Genomic DNA, 22,613 nt, shown 5'->3' with positions numbered 1-22,613 from the left:
CCTGACAAGTGTCGGTTGTTGGGCCAAAGCTTTGCCGGAGTTGTCGAAGAACTTTGCCGACCACAATATGGCCATCCATGACCGCATCCTTTCATGCGATCTATGCTGGGCTTGGGGCAGGTTGGCGAGAAGATTGATCGGTTGTCGGTTCCTTGACGCGGAACGAGGCCACGTAGAGGGCCGGCAGGAAGATCAAGGTAAGAACGGTCGCCACCAGCAAGCCGCCCATAATCGCAATTGCCATCGGTCCCCAGAAGATGGTCCAGGCTATCGGAATCATGCCAAGCACGGTGGATATCGCGGTGAGCATGATAGGGCGGAAGCGCGACACCGTGGCGTCGATGACGGCATTCCACACGTCCGTTCCCTTGGCCCGCTCCGTCTCGATCTGTTCGATGAGTATGACGGCATTCTTGGCGATAAGCCCGAGCAGCGACAGGATACCAAGAATGGCGACAAAGCCTAAGGGCCGGTTGAAGATGAAGAGCGAACCGACGACACCGATCAATCCCATCGGAACAACGCTCATCACCAGGAACAGGCGGCTGAAGCTCTTCAGTTGCACCATGAGTATGGTGATCATCAGGAACAGCATGATCGGTACAACGGCAATCACGGACGCCTGCGACTTGGCGCTTTCCTCCACGGTGCCGCCTGCGACAATGCGATATGGGACCGGCAAGGTGGCGTTGAGTTTGTCGATTTCCGGTTCCATTGCCTGGACGATCGCCTCTGGCGAACCGCCCGCCGTCACATCCGCCTGCACGGTGAGTGTCGGCACGCGGTCGCGCCGCCAGATCACCGGGAACTCCTGGTCGACTTCAAAGGTCGCGAACTGGCTGAGCGGTACCGTACGGCCATTGGGAAGCGGGAACTGCAGCGTGCGCAGATTGTCGAGCGATACGCGCTGCTCGTCGGTCGAGCGCACGACGACGTCGACCAGATAGATATCGTCGCGCACCTGCGTGACCGCCATTCCGGACACGACGGTATTGAGCGCCGTCGCCAGCGCCTGCGAACTCAGGCCCAAGAGGCGCGCCTGATCCTGATCGATATGGACGCGGATGGAGCGGGCGGGTTCAATCCAGTCGAAATTGATGCGGTTGAGCTGCGAATTGGCGCCCATGACCTGTGCCAGGCGCTGAGCAATCTCGCGGACCTCGTTGGCATCAGGGCCGCTCACGCGATATTGCACCGGCCAACCAACTGGCGGACCGAGTTCGAGCAGCGAGACACGCGAAATGGCGCTTGGCACCTTTTCAGCCAATTCCTGTTCAAGTCGCGCGCGGAGCCGCTCACGGCCCGGAACGTCCTTCGCAACGACGACCGCTTGCGAGAAAAATTCATTGGGCAATTCGACGTTGAGCGGCAGGTAGAAGCGGATGGCGCCGCGCCCGACATTGGTGCTCCAATGTGCCACGTCCGGATCGTCCCTGAGGAGCGCGTCAAGTTGGTCCGATGCCTTCTGGCTCGCTTCGATGGACGCGTTCTGCGGCAGCCTTATATCGACAAGCAGTTCGGGACGGTCGGACGAAGGAAAGAACTGCCGCGGCACCAGCGGAAGCGCCAAAAGGGCGAGCACGAAACATGCAAGCGTGATGCCGATCGTCAGCCAGCGCATACGCAGCGCGCCGACAAGCAGGCTGCGGAAGAAGCGAAGAATGATGGAGGGCTTTCCCGTCTCGATCTTGTCGGGCTTCTTCAGCAGCGCAACGCCGAGGAGGGGAGAGAAGATTACGGCGCCAAGCCAGGATACGACCAGCGCGATACTCACGACCGCAAAGATCGAGAATGTATATTCGCCTGCGGAACTCCGCGCAAAGCCGATCGGCACGAAGCCGGTTGCGGTGACCAGGGTGCCGGCCAGCATGGCGGCAGCGAGCGTCCGGAACGTGAAGCTCGCGGCCTCTTCCTTTTCATCGCCGAGTGCGAGCCGCGTCGTCATGGAATCGACCGTCGTCATGGCATCGTCGACGAGGAGGCTGAGCGCGATGATCAGAGCGCCAAGGGAGACGCGCTGCAGGTCGATTCCGAGGATCTGCATCACCGCAAAGACCATCGCCAGCGACAGCGGTATCGCGAGGGCGACGACAGTTCCGGCGCGTATGCCCAAGCTGATGAAACTGACGGCCATTATGATGACGATCGCCTGCCAGAGCGATTCCGTGAACTCGCCGATTGCGTCGTCGACCACCTGCGGTTGATTGGCGACGAGCGTCGTTTCGATGCCGATCGGCATGTTCGCGGTGATCTCGTTCATCGCCGCGGTAATGTTGTGGCCGAGCGCGAGAATATCGCCGCCTTCGCGCATCGATATGGCAAGGCCCATGGCTGGCTTGCCGTTCACCCGGAACATCGGCTGCGGCGGGTCCGCATAGGCGCGGTGAATTTCGGCAATGTCGCGCAGCCGAACCAGCCTGCCATTTGCGACGAAATTCAGGTTGCGAAGGTCCTCTTCGGAATCAAAGGCGCCGCTGACGCGCAGGCTCAAGCGCTCGTCGGCGGTTCGCAGGGTACCCGAAGGGCTGACCACATTTTGCGCCTGCAAGGCGGCGATCACGGCGGTCCTGTCGATGCCGAGGCCGGCCATTTGTTCGGTGGAAAACTCGATGAAGATGCGTTCAGGCTGTGCCCCGAGCACGTCGATCTTGGATACGTCCGGTACATGCAGCAGGCGCGAGCGCGCCTCATCGACATAGTCAGCGAGTTCGCGCTGGGTAAAGCCGTCTGCCGTGAAACCGTAGATGATGCCGAATGTATCGCCGAAATCATCGTCGAATCCGGGGCCGACGATACCCGCCGGCAAGGTCGGGCGAATGTCGCCGATGCTCTTTCGTACCTGATACCAGACATCGGGGACTTCGGCCGCTGTCGTTGCGTCCTTGAGGTTGACGAAGATGGTCGTCACGCCCGCATTGGTAAAGCTGCGCAGGAAATCGACTTCGGGTATTTCCTGCAGCTTGCGCTCGAGCCGTTCGGTCACCTGTTTCAGCGTATCGTCAAGGGTTGCCCCGGGCCAGCCGGCCCTGACGACCATGGTCTTGATGGTAAAGGCTGGATCCTCGTTGCGGCCAAGATTGATGAAGGCGAACACGCCGGCAACGACGAAGGCAATCATCGCGTAGATCACGAGCGAGCGGCTCCTCAGCGCCCAGGCGGAGAGATTGAAGCCGTTCATTGGGGGGATCCGAGCAGACGCACTTCCTGGCCGTCATGCAATGCCTGGACGCCGGCCGTCACGACGACTTCACCGGGGGTGAGGCCCTGCGAAATGATGACAGTGGCGGGATCGAAGCGAACTACTTCGACATTGCGCGTCGACACGGTCTTCTTGTCCTGATCGACAATCCAGACCGCAGGCTGGCTGTTGAACTTGGTCAGGGCCGTCGCCGGTATCGCGATCTCAGGCGATGAATCAACCGTCACACGGCCCGTCACGGTCGATCCAAGGCGCATGGCAGCGGGCGTGTCGCTGAGGCCGACGCGCACCCTGAACGTCCGCGTCGTCGGATCGGCCTGCGGCGCCACTTCGCGCACCCGCCCGGTGGCCTTTACCGTCGGATCGTCGGTCAGCGCAACCTCGACAATAGCTGTTTCGGGCGCCTGTCGCAGCAGCTGCGCCGGCACGTCGAATATCGCATCGCGCCCATCTTGGCGCGCCACCTGCAGCACCATTTGCCCTGCCTGGACGACCTCGCCGGGTTCGGCGCCGACAGCGGTCACGGTGCCCGCCGCATCTGCGTAGAGCTCGGTGAAGCCCACGCGATCCTCGGCATTTTCCAGCTGCGCCTGCGAACTGTCGACCTGCGATTGCGCCGCGCGCATCGCCTGCTGTGCCGCATCGTATTGTGCGCGCGTGGTGAAGCCCTGTCTCAGCAGCGTTTCCTGCCGTGCGAATGCATTGCTCGTCTTGACGAGTTGCCCTTCGGCGGCGACGAGGGTTGCCTGTGCGGTACGCAGCGCGCTGATTTCATTTTGCGGGTCCATGCGGGCCAAAATCTTCCCGGGTTCGACCGGGTCACCGACGTTGGCAAGGCGTTCGATCATGCGGCCGCCAAGGCGAAACGCGAAGGAAACCTGGTTCTCGGCCTCGACATGTCCGGTAAGGCTGACGCTGTCGCCAAGCTTGCGCTGCTCAACCGTGACCGTTCGCACGGGGCGAATGACCGGAGGCTCATCCTTGGCTTCATCCCGGCATCCTGCAAGCATTGGACCTGCCATCAGAAGGCCCATGAACGCGCCCAGCGCGCGCACCCTTCGCATCGATTTATTCACTGAAACCAGCATTCTCATGGACTCCAGGAAACTCTCGTGAAATGGGACAAAGCATACGTCTGCGGGGCCATTCGACTATAACGTCTGCCAATCGTTTGTGATTGGTCAGAAATCCCAAATGCCCGCCCGGAATCCCAATTTCCGCAGTGCGAGAAGCGGCCTTCAGGTATGGTACGCGATGCTGGGTTGGCGCACGCTCGTTAAGTGCTCAGCGTGGCCCAGGACCATGCGGGATTTTCGCCCACCGGAAGTTTGCATGAAGATCAGGGATTTAAAGGCGCTGCGATGCTTCGGCTAATTCCCGGCGCGACAGAAACCGGCACATTGAAGCTGGGATCCTTATGTTGTCGCGATCGCATTTGCTGGCGTTTGTCCGCAATACTCCGACGTAGCCGCCCACGGCAGCAAAATTAGAGACGCGCAGCCTATTTGTGGGATTCTGTGCTGATCACATAGAGAATTGAAACCTCCTATAATCTTTGCCGGAGCCACACCTTGCGCTCCCCTAACCTGACCAATTCTTGGGGGGTAACTCATGGCCTCAGGTTCTACTCAAAAGTTCTCATTGTTCGCGCTGACTGCCATGGTCGTGGGGTCGATGGTGGGCGCCGGCATTTTCTCGCTACCGCGCACGTTTGGTAACGCAACGGGTCCCTTCGGGGCGATCATCGCCTGGTGCATTGCCGGGACTGGCATGTATATGCTTGCCCGCGTTTTCCAGTCGCTTGCCGAGCGCAAGCCTGAACTCGATGCTGGTGTCTTCGCCTACGCCAAGGCCGGCTTCGGCGATTATCCGGGCTTCCTTTCAGCGTTCGGCTACTGGATCGGCAGCTGCATCGGCAACGTCTCCTACTGGGTACTGATCAAGTCCACGCTCGGACTGTTCTTCCCGGTCTTCGGAGATGGCAATACGGTGGTCGCCATCGTCGTCGCATCGATCGGCATCTGGCTGTTTCATTTTACGATCCTGAGAGGCGTCCAGCAGGCAGCGTTCATCAACACGGTCGTCACCGTCGCGAAGATCGTGCCCATCCTCACCTTCATTCTGATCCTTATCGTCATGTTCAAGGGCGACATGTTCAGCGCCAACTTCTGGGGCGGCGTCGGCATGCCGGACTCGCGCATCTTCGATCAGGTGCGGGCGACGATGCTGGTCACCGTCTTCGTGTTCCTCGGTATCGAAGGCGCGAGCAACTATTCGCGTTACGCCTCAAAACGGTCGGATGTCGGTACAGCCACCATCCTCGGCTTCATCGGCGTCACCACGCTTATGGTGCTGGTGTCGCTGCTCCCCTATTCGGTCATGGCCCGCGCTGATATCGCGGCCCTGGGACAGCCCTCGATGGCCGGCGTTCTCGAAGCCGTCGTCGGCCACTGGGGGGCGATCTTCATCAGCGTCGGCGTGATCATTTCGGTGCTCGGCGCCTACCTCGCCTGGTCGCTGGTCTGCGCGGAAGTTCTCTATATCGCCGCGCAGAAGGAAGACATGCCAAGGGTGTTCGGGACCGAGAATTCAAACAAGGTTCCTGCGGCTGCGTTGTGGCTGACGAACATCGTGGTTCAGCTTTTCGTCATCAGCACCTACTGGTCTCGGGACGCCTTTGCGCTGATGCTGAGCCTGACCAGCGCCATGTCGCTGATACCCTATCTCTTCGTGGCCGCCTATGGCGTCATGCTGGCGCGGCGAGGGGAGACCTACGAAAAGAAGCCTGAGGAGCGCCAGCGCGATCTGATCATTGCCGGCGTTGCCGCTGTCTACACCCTGTTCATGATTGCGGCGGGCGGACTGAAATTCGTACTCCTTTCGGCGCTGCTCTACGCGCCGGGAACCATTCTCTATTTCTGGGCCCGCCGTGAGCGCGGCAAGCCCATATTCAACACAACTGTCGATTGGCTGATTTTCGCTGCCGCAGCAATCGGCTGCGTCGCGGCGCTGATCGGGCTCATATCCGGCTACATCACAATTTAAGCTACCTCGGGAGGTACATCCATGTCAGCTTCTCCAAATACTCAATCCAGCGACTTCGGGGTCCATTCCGAGGTCGGGCAGCTGCGTAAGGTCATGGTATGCGCACCGGGGCGGGCGCATCAAAGGCTCACACCCAGCAATTGCGACAGCTTGCTCTTCGACGACGTGCTCTGGGTCGATACCGCCAAGCGCGATCACTTCGATTTCATCACCAAGATGCGCGATCGCGGTATCGAAGTGCTGGAAATGCATAATCTCCTTACCGAAACCGTGGCGGTTCCCGAAGGCAAGAAGTGGATTCTCGACAATCAGGTTGTCGTCAATCAGGTCGGCTTGGGCCTGGTGGACGAGATTCGCAGCTATCTCGAGGGACTTTCCAACCGCGAACTGGCCGAGACCCTCATCGGCGGCCTTTCCACCTATGAGTTTCCAGAGACCCATGGTGGCGAGATGCTCAAGCTTGTCAGGGACGCGGCAGGCGTCAACGAATACCTGCTGCCGCCGCTGCCCAATACGCTCTATACCCGTGATACGACCTGCTGGATCTATGGCGGCGTTACCTTGAACCCGCTCTACTGGCCTGCGCGCCATGAGGAGACAATTCTTACGACCTCGATCTACAAGTTCCATCCGAGCTTTGCCGGCAAGGTCAATGTCTGGTGGGGCGATCCGACAGAGGATTGGGGTCTCGCGACGCTCGAAGGCGGCGATGTCATGCCCATCGGCAAGGGCAACGTTCTTATCGGCATGAGCGAGCGCACCTCACGCCAGGCTATCAGCCAACTCGCGGCCAAGCTTTTCGAAAAAGGTGCCGCCGAACGCGTGATCGTTGCGGCCATGCCGAAGCTGCGGGCAGCAATGCACCTCGATACGGTGTTCACCTTTGCCGACCGCGATTGCGTGCTGCTCTATCCGGATATTGTCAACGGTATCGACGCTTTCTCCTATCGCCCCGGTGACAAGGAAGGAACTGTCGAACTTCACAAAGACAAGGGCACGTTCGTTGAGACCGTACGCGATGCGCTCGGCCTCAAGAAGATGCGCGTCGTCGAGACGGGCGGCAACGACTATATGCGTGAACGCACGCAGTGGGACAGCGGCGCCAATCTCGTTTGCGCTTCGCCGGGTGTCGTTTATGCCTATGACCGCAACACCTACACCAATACCTTGCTGCGCAAGGAAGGCATCGAAGTGATCACCATCAGTGGCGCCGAACTTGGCCGTGGCCGGGGTGGCGGCCATTGTATGACCTGCCCGATCGCCCGCGATCCGGTCGACTACTGATTAGCCGGACTTATCTGAACTATCCCTGGGGCCGCTTGGAGCGGCCCATTTTTTTGCTGGTTCAGATGGTGATGCGTCCCGTGGCGATGCCGAAAATCGCGATAGCCGCCCCGAGAGCCGCAATGGCGAACATGATCATTTCTGTTGGTGTAAAGACCTTCCTGCCCTGCTCGCGCCGGGCCATGATGAAAAGGATCGTGCCCGGGCCGTAGAGTACAAGCGAGAGCAGAAGATGCTTGGCGCCGGCGGCATAGATGAGACCTGAAGTATAGATGAGCGCAACCAAGCCCCTGATCAGGTCAGTCCGGTGGCCAGCGGGATCGCGGTCATAGGTTTCGCCTGTCCAGGCAAGCTTGAACCCATAGGCTGCCACGAGCAGATAGGGGATGAGGATCATCGAACTCGTCAATTCGATCGCGAGGCGAAACGCATATTCAGTGAAAAGCGTGATGATCAGAAACGACTGCACAATGATATTGGTCAGCCAGAGTGCATGCGACGGCACTCCATTCTTGTTTTCATGGGAGAGAAACCGCGGCATCGTCTCGTATTTGGAGGCCGAGAAGAGAATTTCTGCGGCAAGAAGCACCCACGACAGATACGCGCCAAGAACCGAAATCAGCAGGCCGAAGCTCACGAAAATCGCGCCCCAGGGTCCGACCACCGCCTCGAGCACGCCCGCCATCGACGGGTTGCGCAACTGGGCAAGATCGGTGCGCAACATCACGCCATAGGACAGGATGGTAACGAGGACGAGAAGGCAAAGCACGCCGAGGAAGCCAACAACCGTGGCCACGCCGACATCGTTGCGGTTGCGCGCGTAGCGGGAGTAAACGCTTGCGCCTTCGATGCCGACGAACACGAAGACCGTGACCAACATAGTGCCGCGCACCTGACTGGCGATGTTGCTGAAACTGACGTCTTCGCCGCCCCAGAAATTGAGGGCAAACACGTCTGCCTTGAAGCCGTAGATGACGAAGACGATGAATAGAAGGATCGGTATGATCTTGGCGAAGGTTACGATCGTATTGATCGACGCCGCCCCCTTCACACCCTTCAGGATCAGCGTGTGAAAACTCCACAGGATGACGGATGAGGCGACGACGGCGATGACCGTATTGCCATCGCCGAAGACCGGAAAGAACAGGCCGAGCGTCGATTTGATCAGCACGAAATACGATACATTGCCGAGGCACGCTGCCGACCAGTAGCCGAGGGCCGACAGGAAGCCGAGATAATTTCCGAAGCCGGCCTTGGCATATGCGTAGATGCCGGCATCAAGGTCCGGTTTACGGCGGGAAAGGACCTGGAACACGAAGGCCAGCATGAGCATTCCGACGCCGGCGATCGACCAGGCGATCAGTGCGCCGAAAGGCCCTGTAACGCGGCCGAAGCCCTGGGGCAGGGAGAAGATGCCGGCGCCGACCATCGATCCGACCACCATGGCCATCAGTGCCCATACGGAGAATTTTGTCTCGGATGTCGATGTCATTTCGCCCCACAAGCAGATGCTGATTTCGCCGAATCGTGCCGGCCGCCAGGCGACCCCGCAATCACTTTAACTTTCGGCCGCGATGGTGTGATTGGCATCCAGTCCCAAACCTTTGCACCGGATACTATTCGCCAGAACAAAAGCAGTCCCTCCGGCAAATAAAAACCAAAAAGCCAGCAACAATTCGAAAGCATTCTCTCTAGAAATTCGCTTATAATAGAACCGGTTAATGCGTGGCATACCTACTGCCAGCTTGTTGCATCATCCCGATTTTCTACGAGGGTCGCTTCGATGGCTTCAGACCGTGGGACTGCTCACAATGGCGTCGCACCTTCGCCCTTGGGCTCGATCAGCCTCTGGCTGCTGCTGTTAGCGCTTTGGCTGATCATGAATGCCAGTATCGAGCTTCCGGTCGTCCTCACTGGCGCCGTGATCGCACTCGTCATCGACTGGATCTTCATGCGTCGCAGCGGCACCTGGTGGCAGGTGATACTGACCCCGAAAAGCGTGGTCCATTTCATTGCCTATACCGGTGTTTTCTTTGTGGAGTTGGTGAAGGCCAATTTGAATATGCTGCGCTATGTTTATTCGCCGCGCATCGACATTCACCCCGGCATCGTCAAGATCAATACGGGGCTCAAATCGCCGATAGGACGTCTGGCTCTTGCCAACTCAATTGCGCTCACTCCCGGCTCCCTAGTCATGGATATCCAAGGCGATGTGATTTTCATTCACTGGCTGGACGTCAAGACCGTCGATCCAAGGCTTGCCACTGAAATGATCGCAGCGCCGTTTGAGAAACATCTGGGAGCGGTCTTTGGCTGATATCATCCTGAAGATTGCAGGTGCCCTGATCTTCCTGAGCATCACATGCGGTATAATCCGGCTCGTGATCGGGCGCACGATCGTCGACAGGATCGTTGCCATCGACATGCTGACGGTTGTCTCAATCTCGCTTATCGCCCTTTACGCCCACTTATCGGGCCGTTTCGTCTATATCGACGTGGCGCTCGTCTATGGCCTTCTCAGCTTTCTTGCAGTGCTCGCGATCGCACGTTACCTCGAGCGGAGGTCGTAGCGCCATGCTGGAACTTCTGGTCATCCTCGTTTGTGCCGGCATCCTTGTGAGCGGCGTCCTTGCGGTTTGGCTCAGCAACCTGCTCGCCGCGATGATCAGCGCGGGCCTCGCCAGCCTATTTGCCGCCGTCTCCTATGTATTGCTTGCGGCTCCCGATGTGGCGATGGCAGAGGCAGCGATCGGTTCTGGGCTGGCGACCCTGATCTTCCTCTATACGATGCGCAAGACCAATGGCGGGAAAGAGCCATGATGGAACTGATCGGCAGTATCATAATCCTTGCCGGTGCATTCTTTCTCTTTTCCGCCGGGCTCGGTCTTTTGCGCATGCCCGATGCTTTCACCCGCATACAAGCCGGCACCAAGGCGTCGACACTCGGCAACATTCTCGTTCTTGTCGGGCTGGGCTTTTACCACCCTGATTGGAGCCTCAAGCTGCTGATCGTTGCCTATTTCGTGCTGATGACGAATCCCCTGTCATCCCACGCACTTTCGCGTGCCGCGCACAGGATCGGCATTCCAATGGCAGCGTCGACCTTCACCGACGCATTGCGTGACGCGGAGAACGAACAGAAAGGGAAGGGCGCCCAATGAAACGAAGCTTCGCCATTCTCGCTGTCATCATGTTCGGGTTGATCTTTTTCGGCCTGATTACAGGATATACAGAACGCCAGACGATATCGCCGCTTGCTGCATATTATCTCACGCAGGTCCCGCGCGAACTTGGTGCGCCGAATGTGGTGACCGGGATCCTGATCACCTATCGTGGCTTCGACACGCTCGGGGAAGTGGCCGTACTTTTCATGGTGGCTGCGAGTGTTGGCGTGCTCCTCAAAAGCAAGACTGGGCAAGATGCGCCAAGTGCCGGAGGGCGCGAACCCAGCGAACTCGTTCGCACCGGCGCTGAAGTGATCTTGCCGCTCATTTTCCTCTTTGGCGCCTATGTGATCATGAACGGCCATCTTTCAGCGGGCGGTGGTTTTCAAGGCGGCGCCGTGGTGGCATCCGGCGTCATGTTGCTGATGCTGGCGAGCCCGGCCAGCCAACTCCATCACGGCTTCCTCAGCGTGACGGAGTCGCTCGCAGGCGTTATGTATGTCTCGATCGGCGTCCTCGGCATTGTTTTTGCTGGCGGATTTCTCGATAGTCACATTCTCCCGCTCGGCAAATTCGGCACGTTCCTCAGCGCTGGGGCGATCCCGCTGATATCGGCACTGCTTGGTATCAAGGTCGGCGCGGAGCTGAGTGTCGTCATCGATCGGTTCAGAAGCTGACATGGCAGCCGAGGTACGTTGATGGGACTGCCGGTTTCGCAAATCTTGCTCGTTACGGGGTTTCTTTTGATCCTGATCGGATTTTGGGGAATATGTGCCCACCGCAATATCCTGCGCATCATCATCGGGTTTTCGCTGATCGACACCGGCATTCACATCGTCATGGTGGCAACCGGATATGTGACCGGTGGCACTGCGCCAATCATTGATGCCGCATTGGAAAAGGCCCACGCTGCGGCGAAAGCTGTGGATCCTGTTCCGTCGGCGCTGGTTGTCACCGCCATCGTCATCGGTTTTTCCGTCACTGCGATCATGCTGTCCTTCGCGATACGCTTGTACGACGCAAAGAAGACGCTTGATATCGACGCCTTCACGGAGTCGAAATGGTAGAGGCGTTGTTGCAACCGCTTAACATTTTCCTGTTCGGCCTTGGCGGCAGCTTTCTTATCCCGCTGCTTTACCGGATCGCCAAGCCTTTGCCCGCTGCCGCGTTCGGCCTTGCACTTGTTGGGATGACAGCCATCAGCGCTGCCTGCCTGTGGGCGGTTTATCATGGTCAGCCTGCGCTGGAGAGTTTTACGGCCGGCAATGTGCCACCCTATTCGATCAATCTACGCATTGGCCCTTGGGAAGCCATCTGTGCCTTCAGCATCAACATTGTCGGGCTTCTGGCTGCCTGGCACCTGTGGGGCCAGCTCCGCCAAAGTTACGCAGCCCTGTTGCTCTTTCTGCTCCTGATCATGGGCGTAAACGGCATGGTGATGACGCGTGATCTGTTCAACTTGTTCGTGTTCCTCGAAATTGTATCGATCGCGACCTACGGCCTCTTGGGCTTCGACGGGACCCCCGCGGCGCTCGCCGCCGGCTTCAAATACATTCTGGCGACTGTGCTTGCATCGACCTTTTTCCTGCTTGGCACCGTGCTGCTTTATCATGTGGCCGGCACGCTCAACATCGATGACCTTATCGTTCACCGTGACCAGATAGCGGGCCCGATCGGAACGACGGCGCTCCTGCTCGTGCTCGCCTGCCTTGTTATCGAATTGAAGCCGTTTCCAGCCAATGGCTGGGGCCTCGATGTTTACGAGTCAGCGTCGAGCGGCATTGCGGCGCTCGTGTCCGGTGTGGTCTCGGCAGGCGTGTTCTTTGCCCTGTTCAAATTGCTCCCGCTTTTTGACAATTTTCTCACACTTATTGCGGTTTCGGGCGGCGCCACTTTTCTGTTCTCCAACCTCGCAGGGCTGCGTCAGACAAATGTTCAGCGCATCCTCGGCTATTCGTCGATCGCACAAATGGGATTGCTGACGCTCGCGCTTGCGCTGATGCGGCAGCTTGGCTCCGATGCGTCGATGCCGCTTGTGGTTGGCGGTCTCTTCGTCAATCACCTCTTGGCAAAGGCCGGTCTCTTCTTTTTGGCGGGCGCTGTCGACCGGGATAAGGTCAATGGCTGGGCTGCCATCGCCGGACGTCCGCTACTTTTGCTGGTCTTCGCCATGCTGCTCCTTGCCATTGGCGGCCTTCCGCCTTTTCCAGGGTTCTGGTCCAAATGGGAACTGGTCATGAGAGTGGCCAGTGCCGGGCAGTATGGATGGATCGCCGTTATTCTAGTCGGCTCGCTTTTCGAGATCGCGTATATGTTCCGCTGGTTCAAGCAGGCGACCCGCGCCGCGCCGGAAGTGGAGATGGTGGACGTCTCGCCCGGTCATCTCGTACCGGCGGGAATGTGTGCCCTGCTTCTCTGCGTTTCCGGCTATATCGCGGCAAGCCTTTCGGGTGCCGCCTCGCTCTGGCTGTTTTCGCCGCTTTGCGGGGCGGGCTTTCTTTGTCTGCTCTACCGGCTTCCGGGCCGATTGAAATCCGTGTTGATGCTCGTCCTCGTTCTTGTCGTTGGCGCCTGGATCATTTCTCCCGCAGAGGGCATAAGCCGGCTGTTTGCGGTGCTGCTTCTCGCAGGCGGTCTGGTCGTCGCTGCGGCAAGTCTTTATCGCGCCGATCCTCGCCCGGGTTACTACCCACTCATGGCGCTCCTGCTGCTTTCCATCGCAGCGCTTCTGCGGACGAAAACCAGCCTCGAATTCTTCTTCAGCTGGGAGATGATCACGCTCGCGTCCTATTTTCTGATCGCCCAGGCGCGCGGCGCACATGCTTACGCGCTGCCATTCCTGTTGTTTTCCATTGCCTCGGCCTTCTGCCTGCTCACTGGCTTTGCCATTGCCGCTGCCGCCAATGGAACGATGGATCTTGCTGCGTTTGGCGCAGCCGGAAAGGATGCCTGGCCAGCTTTCGTCCTGCTCGCAATCGGCTTCCTCATTAAGGCGGGTGCTGCTGGTGTCCATGTCTGGCTGCCGGGCGCCTATGCGGAAGCCGACGATGACGTTTCGGCTATGTTGTCGGCTGTCGTCAGCAAGGTCGCCATTTTTGGGCTGTTTTCAGTCACATATCTCGCCATTCGCTCGCAGATCGGGCTCGACATGGCGCATGTCGTGGGTTGGGTCGGCCTGCTGACAACCGTATTCGGGGCTCTGATGGCATTGCAGCAGAATGACATGAAGCGCATGCTGGCCTATTCGAGCATGAGTCAGCTCGGCTATATTGTCACTGCCATCGCACTGATGAGCCACCTCGGCTGGGTCACAGCGCTTTATCTCGTCGCCAACCACCTGATGGTGAAAGGCATTTTATTCCTCGCCGCAGCCGGCATCATCCTGCGAACCGGAACGCGTCTGATCGATGGAAGCGGCGGATTGGTGCGCAATATGCCTTTCACTTTTGCGGCCGTCGCCACGGCTCTCATCTCCATGTCAGGCCTGCCGCCGCTTGCCGGTTTCGGTGGAAAGTGGCTGCTGCTCAGCGCTCTGGTGGAGAAGAGCTGGTACGGACTGGCAGCGATGGCCGTCGTCGCGACGTTCGTCGGCTTCCTCTACATGTTCCGCCTGGCCTATTCGATTTTTCTCGGGGAGCGAAGGGCCGGACTTGACGCTGTTCAGGAAGCGCCCCTCGCGTTGCTGATGCCGCAGTATGTGCTGGTCGCAGCCATACTGGCTTTGACCTTTTTCCCGAAGATCTTCATGGAGCCAGTATCCGCGGCGATCGACCCGACCTTTGCATCGACGCTGGTGTGGGAAGGCATGTCGCTCGAAACCATTTACGGTTACTGGAATCCGCTACCCGTCATGGCGATAACGGTGGCGCTTGCCGCGGTCCTCTTCTTCGTGGTCTGGCTTCGCTATGTATACGGCTACCGCAGGACCCCGACGACGGGCGTCGCGGTCTTTTACGCATTCTATCAGCCGACGCTTGCGCGCGTGTTGAAGCCGGTCGCGATCACATTCTGGCGCGGTGTGTCGGCGTTGACGCTAGGCGCTGCGGACGGGGTCAGAAAGGTCTATACCGGAAACGGCCAGACCTACTGCCTATGCGTCCTTTGGTATGTCATCGTTATTATTGCGATCGGGACGATCGGCCACTAGCGCCGATCTGCGCTCAGCAGGGCGCGATGAAGATCGTGCCGTCGCTGCGCCGATAACGGCACTTGCTCCGGTCCTGGCTCGGCGTCGATGCTGTACCAACGACAGCGCCAAGGAGGGCACCCCCAGCAGCGCCACCCACGGTGCTGCGCGTATTGTTGCCGATGGCTTGGCCGGCAACGGCGCCGACGCCCGCACCGACCACCGCGCCAGTTCCTGCACGCCGATCCTGTTCGTTCGTGGCACAGGCCGAAAGCAGTGCAGTTGCGCTTACAACAAGAATGGCCACATTAAACGATTTCATGACGACCTCCTCGACAAATTCGTTTCGCTCGCTAGTGAGTTCAATGTTCAGGAAGCGCCAACGTCAACAAGGATCGCTTTCCCCGAGCCACGTATACCGAAGAAATGGACGCCAGGCCTAGTCTGCGGATTCTCGGCAAAGTCACCGTAAACTTGACAGGCCAGCCGCCCACGACATGCGCCCGGGTTGGCGCATCGCCAAGGTCTATTGAGATTTATATCTTCAGTCCGGATCTGCTGCCTGCCTTGTTTGCTCGAGGACAGCTTCGGTTATCGAATTCGGCAGTCGACGCGGCGTCTCGATGAGCCCCAGCAGCGGCATGATGACGATGAAGAATGCGAAATAGTAAAGCGTCGCGAACTGGGACAGGATGACGTAAGCGCCTTCCGGCGGCCGAGAGCCCAGCCAGCCGAGGAAGAGGCCGTTGGCGACGAAGAGTGCAAAGAACAGCCTGTACCAAGGACGGTATACCCCCGAGCGCACCTTTGACGTATCGAGCCACGGTACGAAAAACAGCACTGCAATGGCGGCAAACATGGCCAATACGCCGCCGAGCTTGGAATCGATCGGTCCAATGCTGAACGTGATGGCGCGCAGGATGGCGTAGAACGGGAGGAAGTACCATTCAGGTACGATATGTGCCGGCGTCTTCAGTGGTTCGGCAACCGTGTAATTGTCCGGATGGCCGAGAAAGTTCGGCATATAGAAGACGAAATAGGCCAATACGAGCGAGAAAACGACAATTCCAAGCGCGTCCTTAACCGTTGCGTGGGGCGTAAAATCAACGACGTCGGCGCTCGACTTTACGTCAATGCCGATCGGATTGTTCTGGCCAACCACGTGCAGCGCCCAGATATGCAAGGTCACCACGCCGACAAGCATGAATGGCAGCAAATAGTGCAGCGCAAAGAAGCGGTTGAGTGTGGGATTGTCGACGGCGAAACCTCCCAGCAACAGTTGCTGTATCCACTGGCCTGCCACCGGTATGGCGGTGAAGAAGTTGGTGATGACGGTGGCGCCCCAAAACGACATCTGTCCCCAAGGCAGCACGTACCCCATGAAGGCCGTCGCCATCATCAACAGGAAGTTGGTGCAGCCGAGGACCCACAGAAGCTCGCGCGGCGCCTTGAAGGAGCCATAGTAAAGACCCCTGCCGATGTGGATATAGACTGCGATGAAGAAGAACGACGCACCATTCGAATGCAGATAGCGCAACAGCCAGCCGGAATTCACGTCACGCATGATCTTTTCGACTGAATCGAAGGCGAGCACAGTATTGGGAGCATAATGCATCGCCAGGACGACGCCGGTCAGGATCTGCGAAACCAGCATGACCGTGAGAATGCCGCCGAAGGAATAGGCGTAGTTCAGATTGCGCGGGACCGGGTAGACGATGAACGAATCGTACACCAGCCGGGGCAGCGGCATCCGGGCATCCAGCCAGCGCTCGATGCCTGTCTTTGGCGTATACGGCGAACCCACACCCCGCATCGCATTTCTCCCGTTACCTTAACTTCAGCGTTGTGTCTCGCGCGGCTCATTTCACCGGCATCACAACCGGGGCATCCTTTTTCTTGAGCAGCACGACGATGAATTTCGCCGGTTTAGTCTTGCTGGCATTGCGGCTGATCAGGTGAATGTCGTCAGGACTCTCGTAGAAGGTCTCGCCCGGCGACACCGTGACTTCCTTTTCTCCCTTGACCTGCATCACGATGGAACCCTCGAGCACATAGACGAACGCATTTGCTTCGTGTTTGTGAATAGGTGACGAGCCTCCCGGGCCATATTCGACCGAGATCATCAAGCCCTCCTTGCCGGGATAGTTCGGGAGGTCCTTTTTCATGAGCGGCGTGACTTTTGCAGTGTCGCCAGCGGCGACCGACGGCAAGGTGCCAACGAGACAAATGGCGGCGGACACAAATAGCCTCAACAAAGCTGATTTCATTGTCGTGATCCCTTAGGTTGTTGAACGCAAATAGACGGGTGGCTTACTTCGGCTGTTGGGCCTGGCGAAACCAGTCCTGGAAGGTGATCTTGCCGATCCGTGCACCCTCGCCAGGCACGATCGACTGATCGTTGAGCTCAGACCCAAAATAGCGCGCATGCACGTCTGCCTCGACCGTTCGAGGGTCGTTGGCGGCTTGCAGATACCGGGCAATGATCGCGTTCATGGGGGCGCGCTCGGGGCCGGCAATTTCCATCGTTCCGTTGAGCGGCCTGCCGGTGGCGACATCGGCCATCACGTCGGCAACGTCGTCCGAGGCGATGGGCTGGAAAGCTGCTGGAGAAAGACGAGCGACGGTGCCGACTGTCGCCTCATCGGCGATGCCCTTCAGGAATTCAAAAAACTGGGTGGAATGGACGATCGTGTATGGAATTGGCGATCCCTTGATGAGTTTTTCCTGGGCAAGTTTGGCCCTGAAATAGCCATTTTCGGGCAGCCGTTCCGTTCCGACGATCGACAGGGCGATGTGGTGCTTTACGCCGGCCTTGGCTGCGGCGGCGAGCAGGTTGCGGCCAGACGTTTCGAAGAACTCAAGCACAGCCTTATCTTCCCATGAAGGCGCGTTTGCCAGGTCGACGACGACCTCGGCGCCGACGAGCGCTTCCCCCAGGCCTTCACCTGTGATGGTGTTTACGCCGGTGTTTGGCGACACAGCGAGCACCTCGTGTCCCCTGTTGCGCAGGCGTAGCGCGGTCTTCGACCCTATGAGCCCGGTCCCACCAATAATGACAATCTTCATAACTTATCTCCTTCGTTGTCGGCGTTTTCGACAATGAATGGAGAGACAAAATCATTCTATAATACGCGGGGCGTAGCGACCTAACCGCATTGGTTAGCAGCATCATGCCTAATTATAGGGGTGATCTAGCTGCCGGGTGTCACCAGCGTCAGTGTTGGAAAGTAGGTACGGTATCGTCCGACGTCACGCGTAAGCAAAGTCAACCCGGCCACGGCCGCCTGGGCTCCTATGAAAAAGTCAGGCAGCACGCCTGTGCGGGCCCCACCTGCCTTGCGATATTGCATGAAGACTTTACCGGCAAGGAAGAGTGCTTCTCTCGGGATCGGTACTATTTCCAGTCCGGCCTCATCAATGAATGCGTCGAGGTGTTCGATGCGATTGTATCGAACCGCAAGTTCGGCGTAGACAACGTCGTTCATCAGCAGGGGGCCCCGCAATGACGCGGCCTCCAACTGCGCGATCGACCAGTCGGCCCATTTCGGGTCGTTGGTGACAAGATCGAGCAACACATTGGTATCAACGAGGATCACTTCTCACCGCGGGTGAGGGCGAGGATCGCATCCGTATCGAGACCGGCGCCAGCGTGGCCGCGCAGACCCCCAAAACGGCTCTTTGGCTGCTTGTTGTCGGCGCGGGTAATCACGACGCTGCCATCGACCGCCCGGTGAAAATCGACCTTGCTGCCCGGCCCAATTCCCAGAAAGTCGCGCACGGGCTTGGGGATCGTCACTTGCCCTTTCGTCGTCACGGTGGTGGTCATTCTGTGCCTCTGGTAATGCTCATGTCGCAGAAGGTATTACTTTTGGGCAGGGGATTCAAGCGGCCAGTGGAGGCGATAGCCATCCAGAAGCCAGGGTCAAGCCACATGCCACGGGCGGATCATCGACATAACGCTCTATGTGCCGGATTTACGGTCATCGTCCGCTGACGCCCTGCCGCCGCGGCCTTGCGTCGCCCGCAAAAGGTTGTCGCGCAGTTTCGTCACCGATTTCTGCACTTCTGGAAAATCCTCACCAAGTCCGGTGGCGTCAACAACCGACACGGCAGGAATCTTATCGAGAAGTTTCCGTCCAGCAGGCAGTAGACTCACGCGCACCTGCCGTTCGTCCGATGGATCGCGGCGACGTTGAAGATAGCCTGTTGTCTCGAGTTTCTTGAGAATGGGCGTCAGCGTATTGGATTCGAGAAATAATTTCTCACCAAGCGCGCCAACGGTCAGATCGTCCCCTTCGGAAAGCGCGACCAGAGTGATGTACTGGGTATAGGTCAGGCAAAGCTTGTCGAGGATGGGTTTGTACGCACGGCCAAACGCCAAATTCGCCGAGTAAACCGCGAAACACAGGAAATTCGACAGCTGTCGCCGCTCATTGGCGGGCACCGTGGAAGAGGGCGCGGTTAAGTCCGTAGATTTGGCTTTCGAAACAGACATGACGCCTCCTGGGATGCAACTTTGATTGATTCTATATAGATCGCATACGATTAAATCGCAATGATATTGACATCAGGGTTGCATCTGACTATTTACGTCGCATCCGAAAGGATCGGATACGATATAATAACACGAGGATTTGACGATGACCGAGAAGCTCCTTTTTACTGGAAAGACCCATAACACGAGCGGGCGCGACGGCAGTACGCGCAGCAGCGACGGCAAGCTGGATCTCAAGGTTCCGCAGCCGCATCCTGCCGCCGAAAATCTGTTCGGCGCCGCTTGGTCCGCTTGCTACATGGGAGCGATTGAGGTCGCCGCCGCCCAAAGGAATATCAAGCTTCCAGCAGCAACGGAAGTTGACGCCGAAATCGACCTGAATGTCGATGATGGCTCCTATTTTCTCCGGGCGCGACTCAATGTAAGCGTGCCGGGAATCGACCGCGCTCTGGCCGAACAATTGCTCGAAGCGGCTCATACGATTTGCCCGTATTCCAAGGCGGTGCACGGCAATATTGAAGTTGCGACCAAACTCGTATGAGTCCAGATCGGTCGCTTGATCGAAAATGGCAGGCCGACCACTTTGGTAAAAGTGACATCCCATCAGGAGTGCGTTCGATGATCGATGACAATGGAAGGTCAAGCCCGGCCTACAGCGAGTTTTCGCGCGTGCTCGACCCCGCCATCTATGAGGCTTTGCCGGACGATTGGATCATCGGAATAACGGACGTCATCGATTCAACCTCTGCGATCGAGGCAGGGCGATATGAAGACGTAAACTACGCCGGGGCGACGATCATAGCCGCGCTCGGCAATGCTTGGGGGTCGTTCGATTTTCCGTTTGTGTTTCGCGGCGACGGCGCCGCGTTCGCGTTGCCGCCACACGGCCATAGGATCGCAACATCGGTGATGCGGCAGGTCTCAAGATTTGCGCAAAGCGATCTCAATCTCAAGTTGCGAACCGGTCTAGTGCCTATAGGAGACATCCGCGCTGCTGGACGCGATGTCACAATCGCCCGCTACGCGGCGTCGGAACAGGCCACCTATGCGATGTTTGCCGGAGGCGGGGTGAAATGGGCCGAGCAGCAAATCAAGAGCGGGCGTTTTCTCGTCGAGCAGGGTACAGACAAGACCAAGCCTGACCTGTCTGGACTTACCTGTGACTGGACACCCTTTCCCAGCCGGCGAGGGGAGATTCTGTCACTTTTGGCAGAACCGTCGGAAAACACGCACCCCGAAGCCTTCGCCAAGGTGGCGCGAGCGGTCCTTGCAGTCTTCGATACCGGTTCGCGCCGCGCTCATCCGCTTCCCGAGGAGATCGGCATCTCAAGGGACAGCAAGAAATACATCGATGCGAAAATGTGGGCGGAGATCGCTTCCAATTCCGATTTCCGCAAGTTTGACGATGGGTTGCGCCTGACGCTGGATTGCACCGCCGAACAAATCGAGACAGTGGAAGCCCTGCTCATCGAGGCAAGGGCGCGCGGCGAAATCAACTTCGGACTGCATCGACAGTCGCATGCCCTGATGACCTGTCTGGTACCATCGGAACAGCCCAATTCGCATTTGCATTTCCTCGACGGATTGGGCGGGGGCTATACCAAGGCGGCGCAGATGCTTGAGGCAGCTGAGCGCCGTGAAACGCCAACGTCGGGCAGGGGTTAGTCACCGGGTTGGGACGACCGCCAGCGGTGCGTCGATCAAGCGTCAAGGCAAACGATGTTACCGTAACGTACTTGTCCGCGGGTATGTTTGGAAAGGATCATCGGTCCCGCACGCACGCCGTTCACTCCTGTTGTTGGCATCGCGGCGTGGTGATTTTCGCACGGGCCACATCTACAGAGTGCATGAGATGCTACCGGCGTAACCTTAAGCGTATCACCTGAAGGACATGTCTCTCTGTTTTGGACCCGACCAACGGGAGCGCTACAATGGCAGACATAGAATATCCCAACGAGCATTCATCAGTGCCGGCGGTCAGACCTATCCGACAAAGCCGGCGCGAGTTCTTGAGCACTGCCGCCCTGGGGATTGCGGCTGCAACCACGGCGAGCCTTTTTGCCGGACCGGAAGCTGTGGCCGCGACGGATGAAATCCGCCCGTTCACGGTGAACATTCCGGACGCCCAACTCGAAGATCTGCGTCGGCGCATCGCCGCTACCAAACTGCCTCCGCAAGAAGTGGTGACAGATGCAACACAAGGTGTGCAGCTCGCCACGATCAAGGCACTCGCCGGCTATTGGGGAACGGATTACGACTGGCGCAAAATCGAGGCCCGGCTCAACGCCTTGCCGCAGTTTACGACCGAGATTGACGGGCTGGAGATTCACTTTATCCACGCCCGTTCGAAACATGAGTACGCATTGCCGCTCATCGTCACACATGGGTGGCCCGGCTCGATCATCGAGCAATTGAAGATCATTGACCCGCTCACAAATCCGACAGCATACGGCGGCACCGAAAAGGACGCCTTTCATGTCGTCATACCGTCGATGCCCGGCTACGGCTTTTCCGGTAAGCCGACCACTACAGGCTGGGACGCCGTACGCATCGCAGCCACTTGGACCGCGTTGATGAAGCGCCTCGGCTACACGAAATTTGTCGCTCAGGGCGGGGATTGGGGCGCGCTAATTGTCGATCAGATGGGCGTGCAGGCACCGCCGGAACTAATCGGCATTCATACCAATATGGCCGGCGCGGTTCCGCCTGAAATTGACAAGGCGGCTTTCGCAGGGGCGTCGCCTCCCGAGGGACTCTCTCCCGAAGAGAAGAACGCTTATGACCAGCTTGCCTTCTTCTACAAGCATGGGCTGGCTTATGCGCAGGAGATGGGGAACCGACCTCAGACCCTCTATGCGATCGAGGATTCGCCCGTCGGCCTCGCCGCCTGGATACTCGATCACGACATCCGCAGTTATGAACTCATTACGCGCGTCTTCGACGGTAAAACCGAGGGCCTTACGCGAGACGACATTCTCGACAACATTACGCTCTACTGGCTGACGAATACGGGTGTGTCTTCGGCTCGTCTCTATTGGGAAAACAAGCTTCCATTCTTCGCGCCGAAGAACGTCACCATCCCGGTCGCCGTAAGTGCTTTCCCCGACGAGATCTATACGGCGCCGCGTAGTTGGGTGGAGAAGGCCTATCCCAAGCTGATCCACTACAACAAGCTCGACAAGGGCGGCCACTTCGCCGCCTGGGAACAGCCGGCGCTGTTCACTGCGGAACTTAGAACCGGGCTCCAGTCGCTGCGCTAAAAAGCAATCAATGGAGCGGCGGCAGTGCGCAGCCGCCCCA

General features: G+C 58.4%; 22 protein-coding genes. 12 read left to right on the top strand and 10 right to left on the bottom strand.

From position 1 onward, the window contains the following. Window positions 1–100: 100 nt before the first annotated feature. Complete coding sequence (locus tag BLR72_RS20785; protein WP_091951642.1) at window positions 101–3,178, bottom strand: efflux RND transporter permease subunit; 3,078 nt, start codon at window positions 3,176–3,178, stop codon at window positions 101–103. Continuing rightward, on the bottom strand, window positions 3,175–4,287 hold the full coding sequence (locus BLR72_RS20780; protein ID WP_244506781.1) for an efflux RND transporter periplasmic adaptor subunit: 1,113 nt from the start codon (window positions 4,285–4,287) through the stop codon (window positions 3,175–3,177). Before BLR72_RS20780 ends, BLR72_RS20785 begins: the two co-directional genes overlap by 4 nt. Window positions 4,288–4,810: 523 nt before the next feature. On the opposite strand from BLR72_RS20780, the gene BLR72_RS20775 reads away from it, so the two are divergent. Both BLR72_RS20775 and arcA read left to right on the top strand, forming a co-directional pair. Further along, window positions 4,811–6,244, top strand: a complete 1,434-nt coding sequence (locus tag BLR72_RS20775; RefSeq protein ID WP_091951638.1) for a basic amino acid/polyamine antiporter — start codon at window positions 4,811–4,813, stop codon at window positions 6,242–6,244. A gap of 21 nt (window positions 6,245–6,265) precedes the next feature. After that, the gene (arcA, locus tag BLR72_RS20770) at window positions 6,266–7,528 is read left to right on the top strand and encodes an arginine deiminase (RefSeq protein ID WP_091951636.1); all 1,263 of its coding nucleotides are present in this window, start codon (window positions 6,266–6,268) and stop codon (window positions 7,526–7,528) included. Window positions 7,529–7,589: 61 nt separating this feature from the next. Here the strand turns inward: arcA and BLR72_RS20765 are convergent, their stop codons facing one another. After that, window positions 7,590–9,020, bottom strand: coding sequence for a basic amino acid/polyamine antiporter (locus tag BLR72_RS20765; RefSeq protein ID WP_027232782.1), 1,431 nt, complete (start codon window positions 9,018–9,020; stop codon window positions 7,590–7,592). A gap of 291 nt (window positions 9,021–9,311) precedes the next feature. On the opposite strand from BLR72_RS20765, the gene BLR72_RS20760 reads away from it, so the two are divergent. The 7 genes from BLR72_RS20760 to BLR72_RS20730 are packed head-to-tail and all read left to right on the top strand — an operon-like array spanning window position 9,312 to window position 14,839. Further along, window positions 9,312–9,845 (top strand): Na+/H+ antiporter subunit E, encoded by a 534-nt coding sequence (locus tag BLR72_RS20760; RefSeq protein WP_091951634.1) that lies wholly within the window; start codon window positions 9,312–9,314, stop codon window positions 9,843–9,845. Further along, a complete protein-coding gene (locus BLR72_RS20755; protein ID WP_091951632.1) occupies window positions 9,838–10,098 on the top strand; it encodes an MrpF/PhaF family protein in 261 nt (86 codons plus the stop codon). The genes BLR72_RS20760 and BLR72_RS20755 overlap by 8 nt, the downstream gene beginning before the upstream one ends. Window positions 10,099–10,102: 4 nt before the next feature. After that, on the top strand, window positions 10,103–10,348 hold the full coding sequence (locus tag BLR72_RS20750; RefSeq protein ID WP_027232785.1) for a Na(+)/H(+) antiporter subunit B: 246 nt from the start codon (window positions 10,103–10,105) through the stop codon (window positions 10,346–10,348). Further along, complete coding sequence (gene mnhG, locus BLR72_RS20745) at window positions 10,345–10,689, top strand: monovalent cation/H(+) antiporter subunit G (RefSeq protein ID WP_091951630.1); 345 nt, start codon at window positions 10,345–10,347, stop codon at window positions 10,687–10,689. Before BLR72_RS20750 ends, mnhG begins: the two co-directional genes overlap by 4 nt. Next, entirely contained in the window at window positions 10,686–11,369 is a 684-nt protein-coding gene (gene mbhE, locus BLR72_RS20740; RefSeq protein ID WP_091951628.1) for a hydrogen gas-evolving membrane-bound hydrogenase subunit E, read from the top strand. Before mnhG ends, mbhE begins: the two co-directional genes overlap by 4 nt. A gap of 21 nt (window positions 11,370–11,390) precedes the next feature. Continuing rightward, entirely contained in the window at window positions 11,391–11,759 is a 369-nt protein-coding gene (locus tag BLR72_RS20735; protein WP_091951626.1) for a sodium:proton antiporter, read from the top strand. Further along, window positions 11,753–14,839 (top strand): complex I subunit 5 family protein, encoded by a 3,087-nt coding sequence (locus BLR72_RS20730; protein ID WP_091951625.1) that lies wholly within the window; start codon window positions 11,753–11,755, stop codon window positions 14,837–14,839. Before BLR72_RS20735 ends, BLR72_RS20730 begins: the two co-directional genes overlap by 7 nt. Before the next feature lie 13 nt (window positions 14,840–14,852). Here the strand turns inward: BLR72_RS20730 and BLR72_RS20725 are convergent, their stop codons facing one another. The 7 genes from BLR72_RS20725 to BLR72_RS20695 all read right to left on the bottom strand — a co-directional run bounded on the left by BLR72_RS20725 (window position 14,853) and on the right by BLR72_RS20695 (window position 19,313). Beyond that, window positions 14,853–15,140 (bottom strand): glycine zipper 2TM domain-containing protein, encoded by a 288-nt coding sequence (locus BLR72_RS20725; protein ID WP_027232790.1) that lies wholly within the window; start codon window positions 15,138–15,140, stop codon window positions 14,853–14,855. A 222-nt stretch (window positions 15,141–15,362) separates the two neighbouring features. Then, window positions 15,363–16,631 carry a cytochrome b gene (locus tag BLR72_RS20720; RefSeq protein ID WP_091951623.1) on the bottom strand — a complete coding sequence of 423 codons (1,269 nt, stop codon included), beginning with the start codon at window positions 16,629–16,631 and terminating at the stop codon, window positions 15,363–15,365. A 46-nt stretch (window positions 16,632–16,677) separates the two neighbouring features. Beyond that, window positions 16,678–17,058 carry a cupin domain-containing protein gene (locus tag BLR72_RS20715; protein WP_091951692.1) on the bottom strand — a complete coding sequence of 127 codons (381 nt, stop codon included), beginning with the start codon at window positions 17,056–17,058 and terminating at the stop codon, window positions 16,678–16,680. A gap of 70 nt (window positions 17,059–17,128) precedes the next feature. Next, a complete protein-coding gene (locus BLR72_RS20710) occupies window positions 17,129–17,884 on the bottom strand; it encodes an SDR family oxidoreductase (RefSeq protein WP_091951621.1) in 756 nt (251 codons plus the stop codon). Window positions 17,885–18,009: 125 nt separating this feature from the next. After that, window positions 18,010–18,414 (bottom strand): type II toxin-antitoxin system VapC family toxin, encoded by a 405-nt coding sequence (locus tag BLR72_RS20705; protein ID WP_091951619.1) that lies wholly within the window; start codon window positions 18,412–18,414, stop codon window positions 18,010–18,012. After that, window positions 18,411–18,644: an AbrB/MazE/SpoVT family DNA-binding domain-containing protein gene (locus tag BLR72_RS20700; protein ID WP_027232795.1), complete on the bottom strand. Its 234-nt coding sequence runs from the start codon at window positions 18,642–18,644 to the stop codon at window positions 18,411–18,413. Before BLR72_RS20700 ends, BLR72_RS20705 begins: the two co-directional genes overlap by 4 nt. A gap of 135 nt (window positions 18,645–18,779) precedes the next feature. Beyond that, window positions 18,780–19,313, bottom strand: coding sequence for a MarR family winged helix-turn-helix transcriptional regulator (locus BLR72_RS20695; protein ID WP_091951617.1), 534 nt, complete (start codon window positions 19,311–19,313; stop codon window positions 18,780–18,782). A gap of 145 nt (window positions 19,314–19,458) precedes the next feature. Between BLR72_RS20695 and BLR72_RS20690 the strand changes: the two genes are divergently transcribed. The 3 genes from BLR72_RS20690 to BLR72_RS20680 all read left to right on the top strand — a co-directional run bounded on the left by BLR72_RS20690 (window position 19,459) and on the right by BLR72_RS20680 (window position 22,573). Further along, on the top strand, window positions 19,459–19,854 hold the full coding sequence (locus BLR72_RS20690) for an Ohr family peroxiredoxin (RefSeq protein WP_091951615.1): 396 nt from the start codon (window positions 19,459–19,461) through the stop codon (window positions 19,852–19,854). A gap of 77 nt (window positions 19,855–19,931) precedes the next feature. After that, a complete protein-coding gene (locus BLR72_RS20685) occupies window positions 19,932–20,978 on the top strand; it encodes a DUF3095 family protein (protein ID WP_091951614.1) in 1,047 nt (348 codons plus the stop codon). Between the two features lie 266 nt (window positions 20,979–21,244). Further along, window positions 21,245–22,573, top strand: a complete 1,329-nt coding sequence (locus BLR72_RS20680) for an epoxide hydrolase family protein (RefSeq protein ID WP_091951612.1) — start codon at window positions 21,245–21,247, stop codon at window positions 22,571–22,573. The last annotated feature ends 40 nt before the right edge of the window (window positions 22,574–22,613 follow it).

The organism is Phyllobacterium sp. YR620, assembly GCF_900104165.1.
In the GTDB taxonomy this organism is placed as follows: domain Bacteria; phylum Pseudomonadota; class Alphaproteobacteria; order Rhizobiales; family Rhizobiaceae; genus Phyllobacterium; species Phyllobacterium pellucidum.
The sequence above is the reverse complement of the archived record's forward strand: the minus strand, read 5'-3'. Positions and strand labels throughout refer to the sequence as shown.

Bases quoted from the DNA above. Each gene is read 5' to 3' on its own strand.
- BLR72_RS20710 (WP_091951621.1), bottom strand. From the start codon at position 17,884: ATGAAGATTGTCATTATTGGTGGGACCGGGCTCATAGGGTCGAAGACC.
- BLR72_RS20700 (WP_027232795.1), bottom strand. From the start codon at position 18,644: ATGACCACCACCGTGACGACGAAAGGGCAAGTGACGATCCCCAAGCCC.
- BLR72_RS20680 (WP_091951612.1), top strand. From the start codon at position 21,245: ATGGCAGACATAGAATATCCCAACGAGCATTCATCAGTGCCGGCGGTC.
- BLR72_RS20725 (WP_027232790.1), bottom strand. From the start codon at position 15,140: ATGAAATCGTTTAATGTGGCCATTCTTGTTGTAAGCGCAACTGCACTG.
- BLR72_RS20695 (WP_091951617.1), bottom strand. From the start codon at position 19,313: ATGTCTGTTTCGAAAGCCAAATCTACGGACTTAACCGCGCCCTCTTCC.
- BLR72_RS20735 (WP_091951626.1), top strand. From the start codon at position 11,391: ATGGGACTGCCGGTTTCGCAAATCTTGCTCGTTACGGGGTTTCTTTTG.
- arcA (WP_091951636.1), top strand. From the start codon at position 6,266: ATGTCAGCTTCTCCAAATACTCAATCCAGCGACTTCGGGGTCCATTCC.
- BLR72_RS20780 (WP_244506781.1), bottom strand. From the start codon at position 4,287: ATGCTGGTTTCAGTGAATAAATCGATGCGAAGGGTGCGCGCGCTGGGC.
- BLR72_RS20785 (WP_091951642.1), bottom strand. From the start codon at position 3,178: ATGAACGGCTTCAATCTCTCCGCCTGGGCGCTGAGGAGCCGCTCGCTC.
- BLR72_RS20730 (WP_091951625.1), top strand. From the start codon at position 11,753: ATGGTAGAGGCGTTGTTGCAACCGCTTAACATTTTCCTGTTCGGCCTT.
- mbhE (WP_091951628.1), top strand. From the start codon at position 10,686: ATGAAACGAAGCTTCGCCATTCTCGCTGTCATCATGTTCGGGTTGATC.
- BLR72_RS20760 (WP_091951634.1), top strand. From the start codon at position 9,312: ATGGCTTCAGACCGTGGGACTGCTCACAATGGCGTCGCACCTTCGCCC.
- BLR72_RS20765 (WP_027232782.1), bottom strand. From the start codon at position 9,020: ATGACATCGACATCCGAGACAAAATTCTCCGTATGGGCACTGATGGCC.
- BLR72_RS20750 (WP_027232785.1), top strand. From the start codon at position 10,103: ATGCTGGAACTTCTGGTCATCCTCGTTTGTGCCGGCATCCTTGTGAGC.
- BLR72_RS20685 (WP_091951614.1), top strand. From the start codon at position 19,932: ATGATCGATGACAATGGAAGGTCAAGCCCGGCCTACAGCGAGTTTTCG.
- mnhG (WP_091951630.1), top strand. From the start codon at position 10,345: ATGATGGAACTGATCGGCAGTATCATAATCCTTGCCGGTGCATTCTTT.
- BLR72_RS20720 (WP_091951623.1), bottom strand. From the start codon at position 16,631: ATGCGGGGTGTGGGTTCGCCGTATACGCCAAAGACAGGCATCGAGCGC.
- BLR72_RS20775 (WP_091951638.1), top strand. From the start codon at position 4,811: ATGGCCTCAGGTTCTACTCAAAAGTTCTCATTGTTCGCGCTGACTGCC.
- BLR72_RS20690 (WP_091951615.1), top strand. From the start codon at position 19,459: ATGACCGAGAAGCTCCTTTTTACTGGAAAGACCCATAACACGAGCGGG.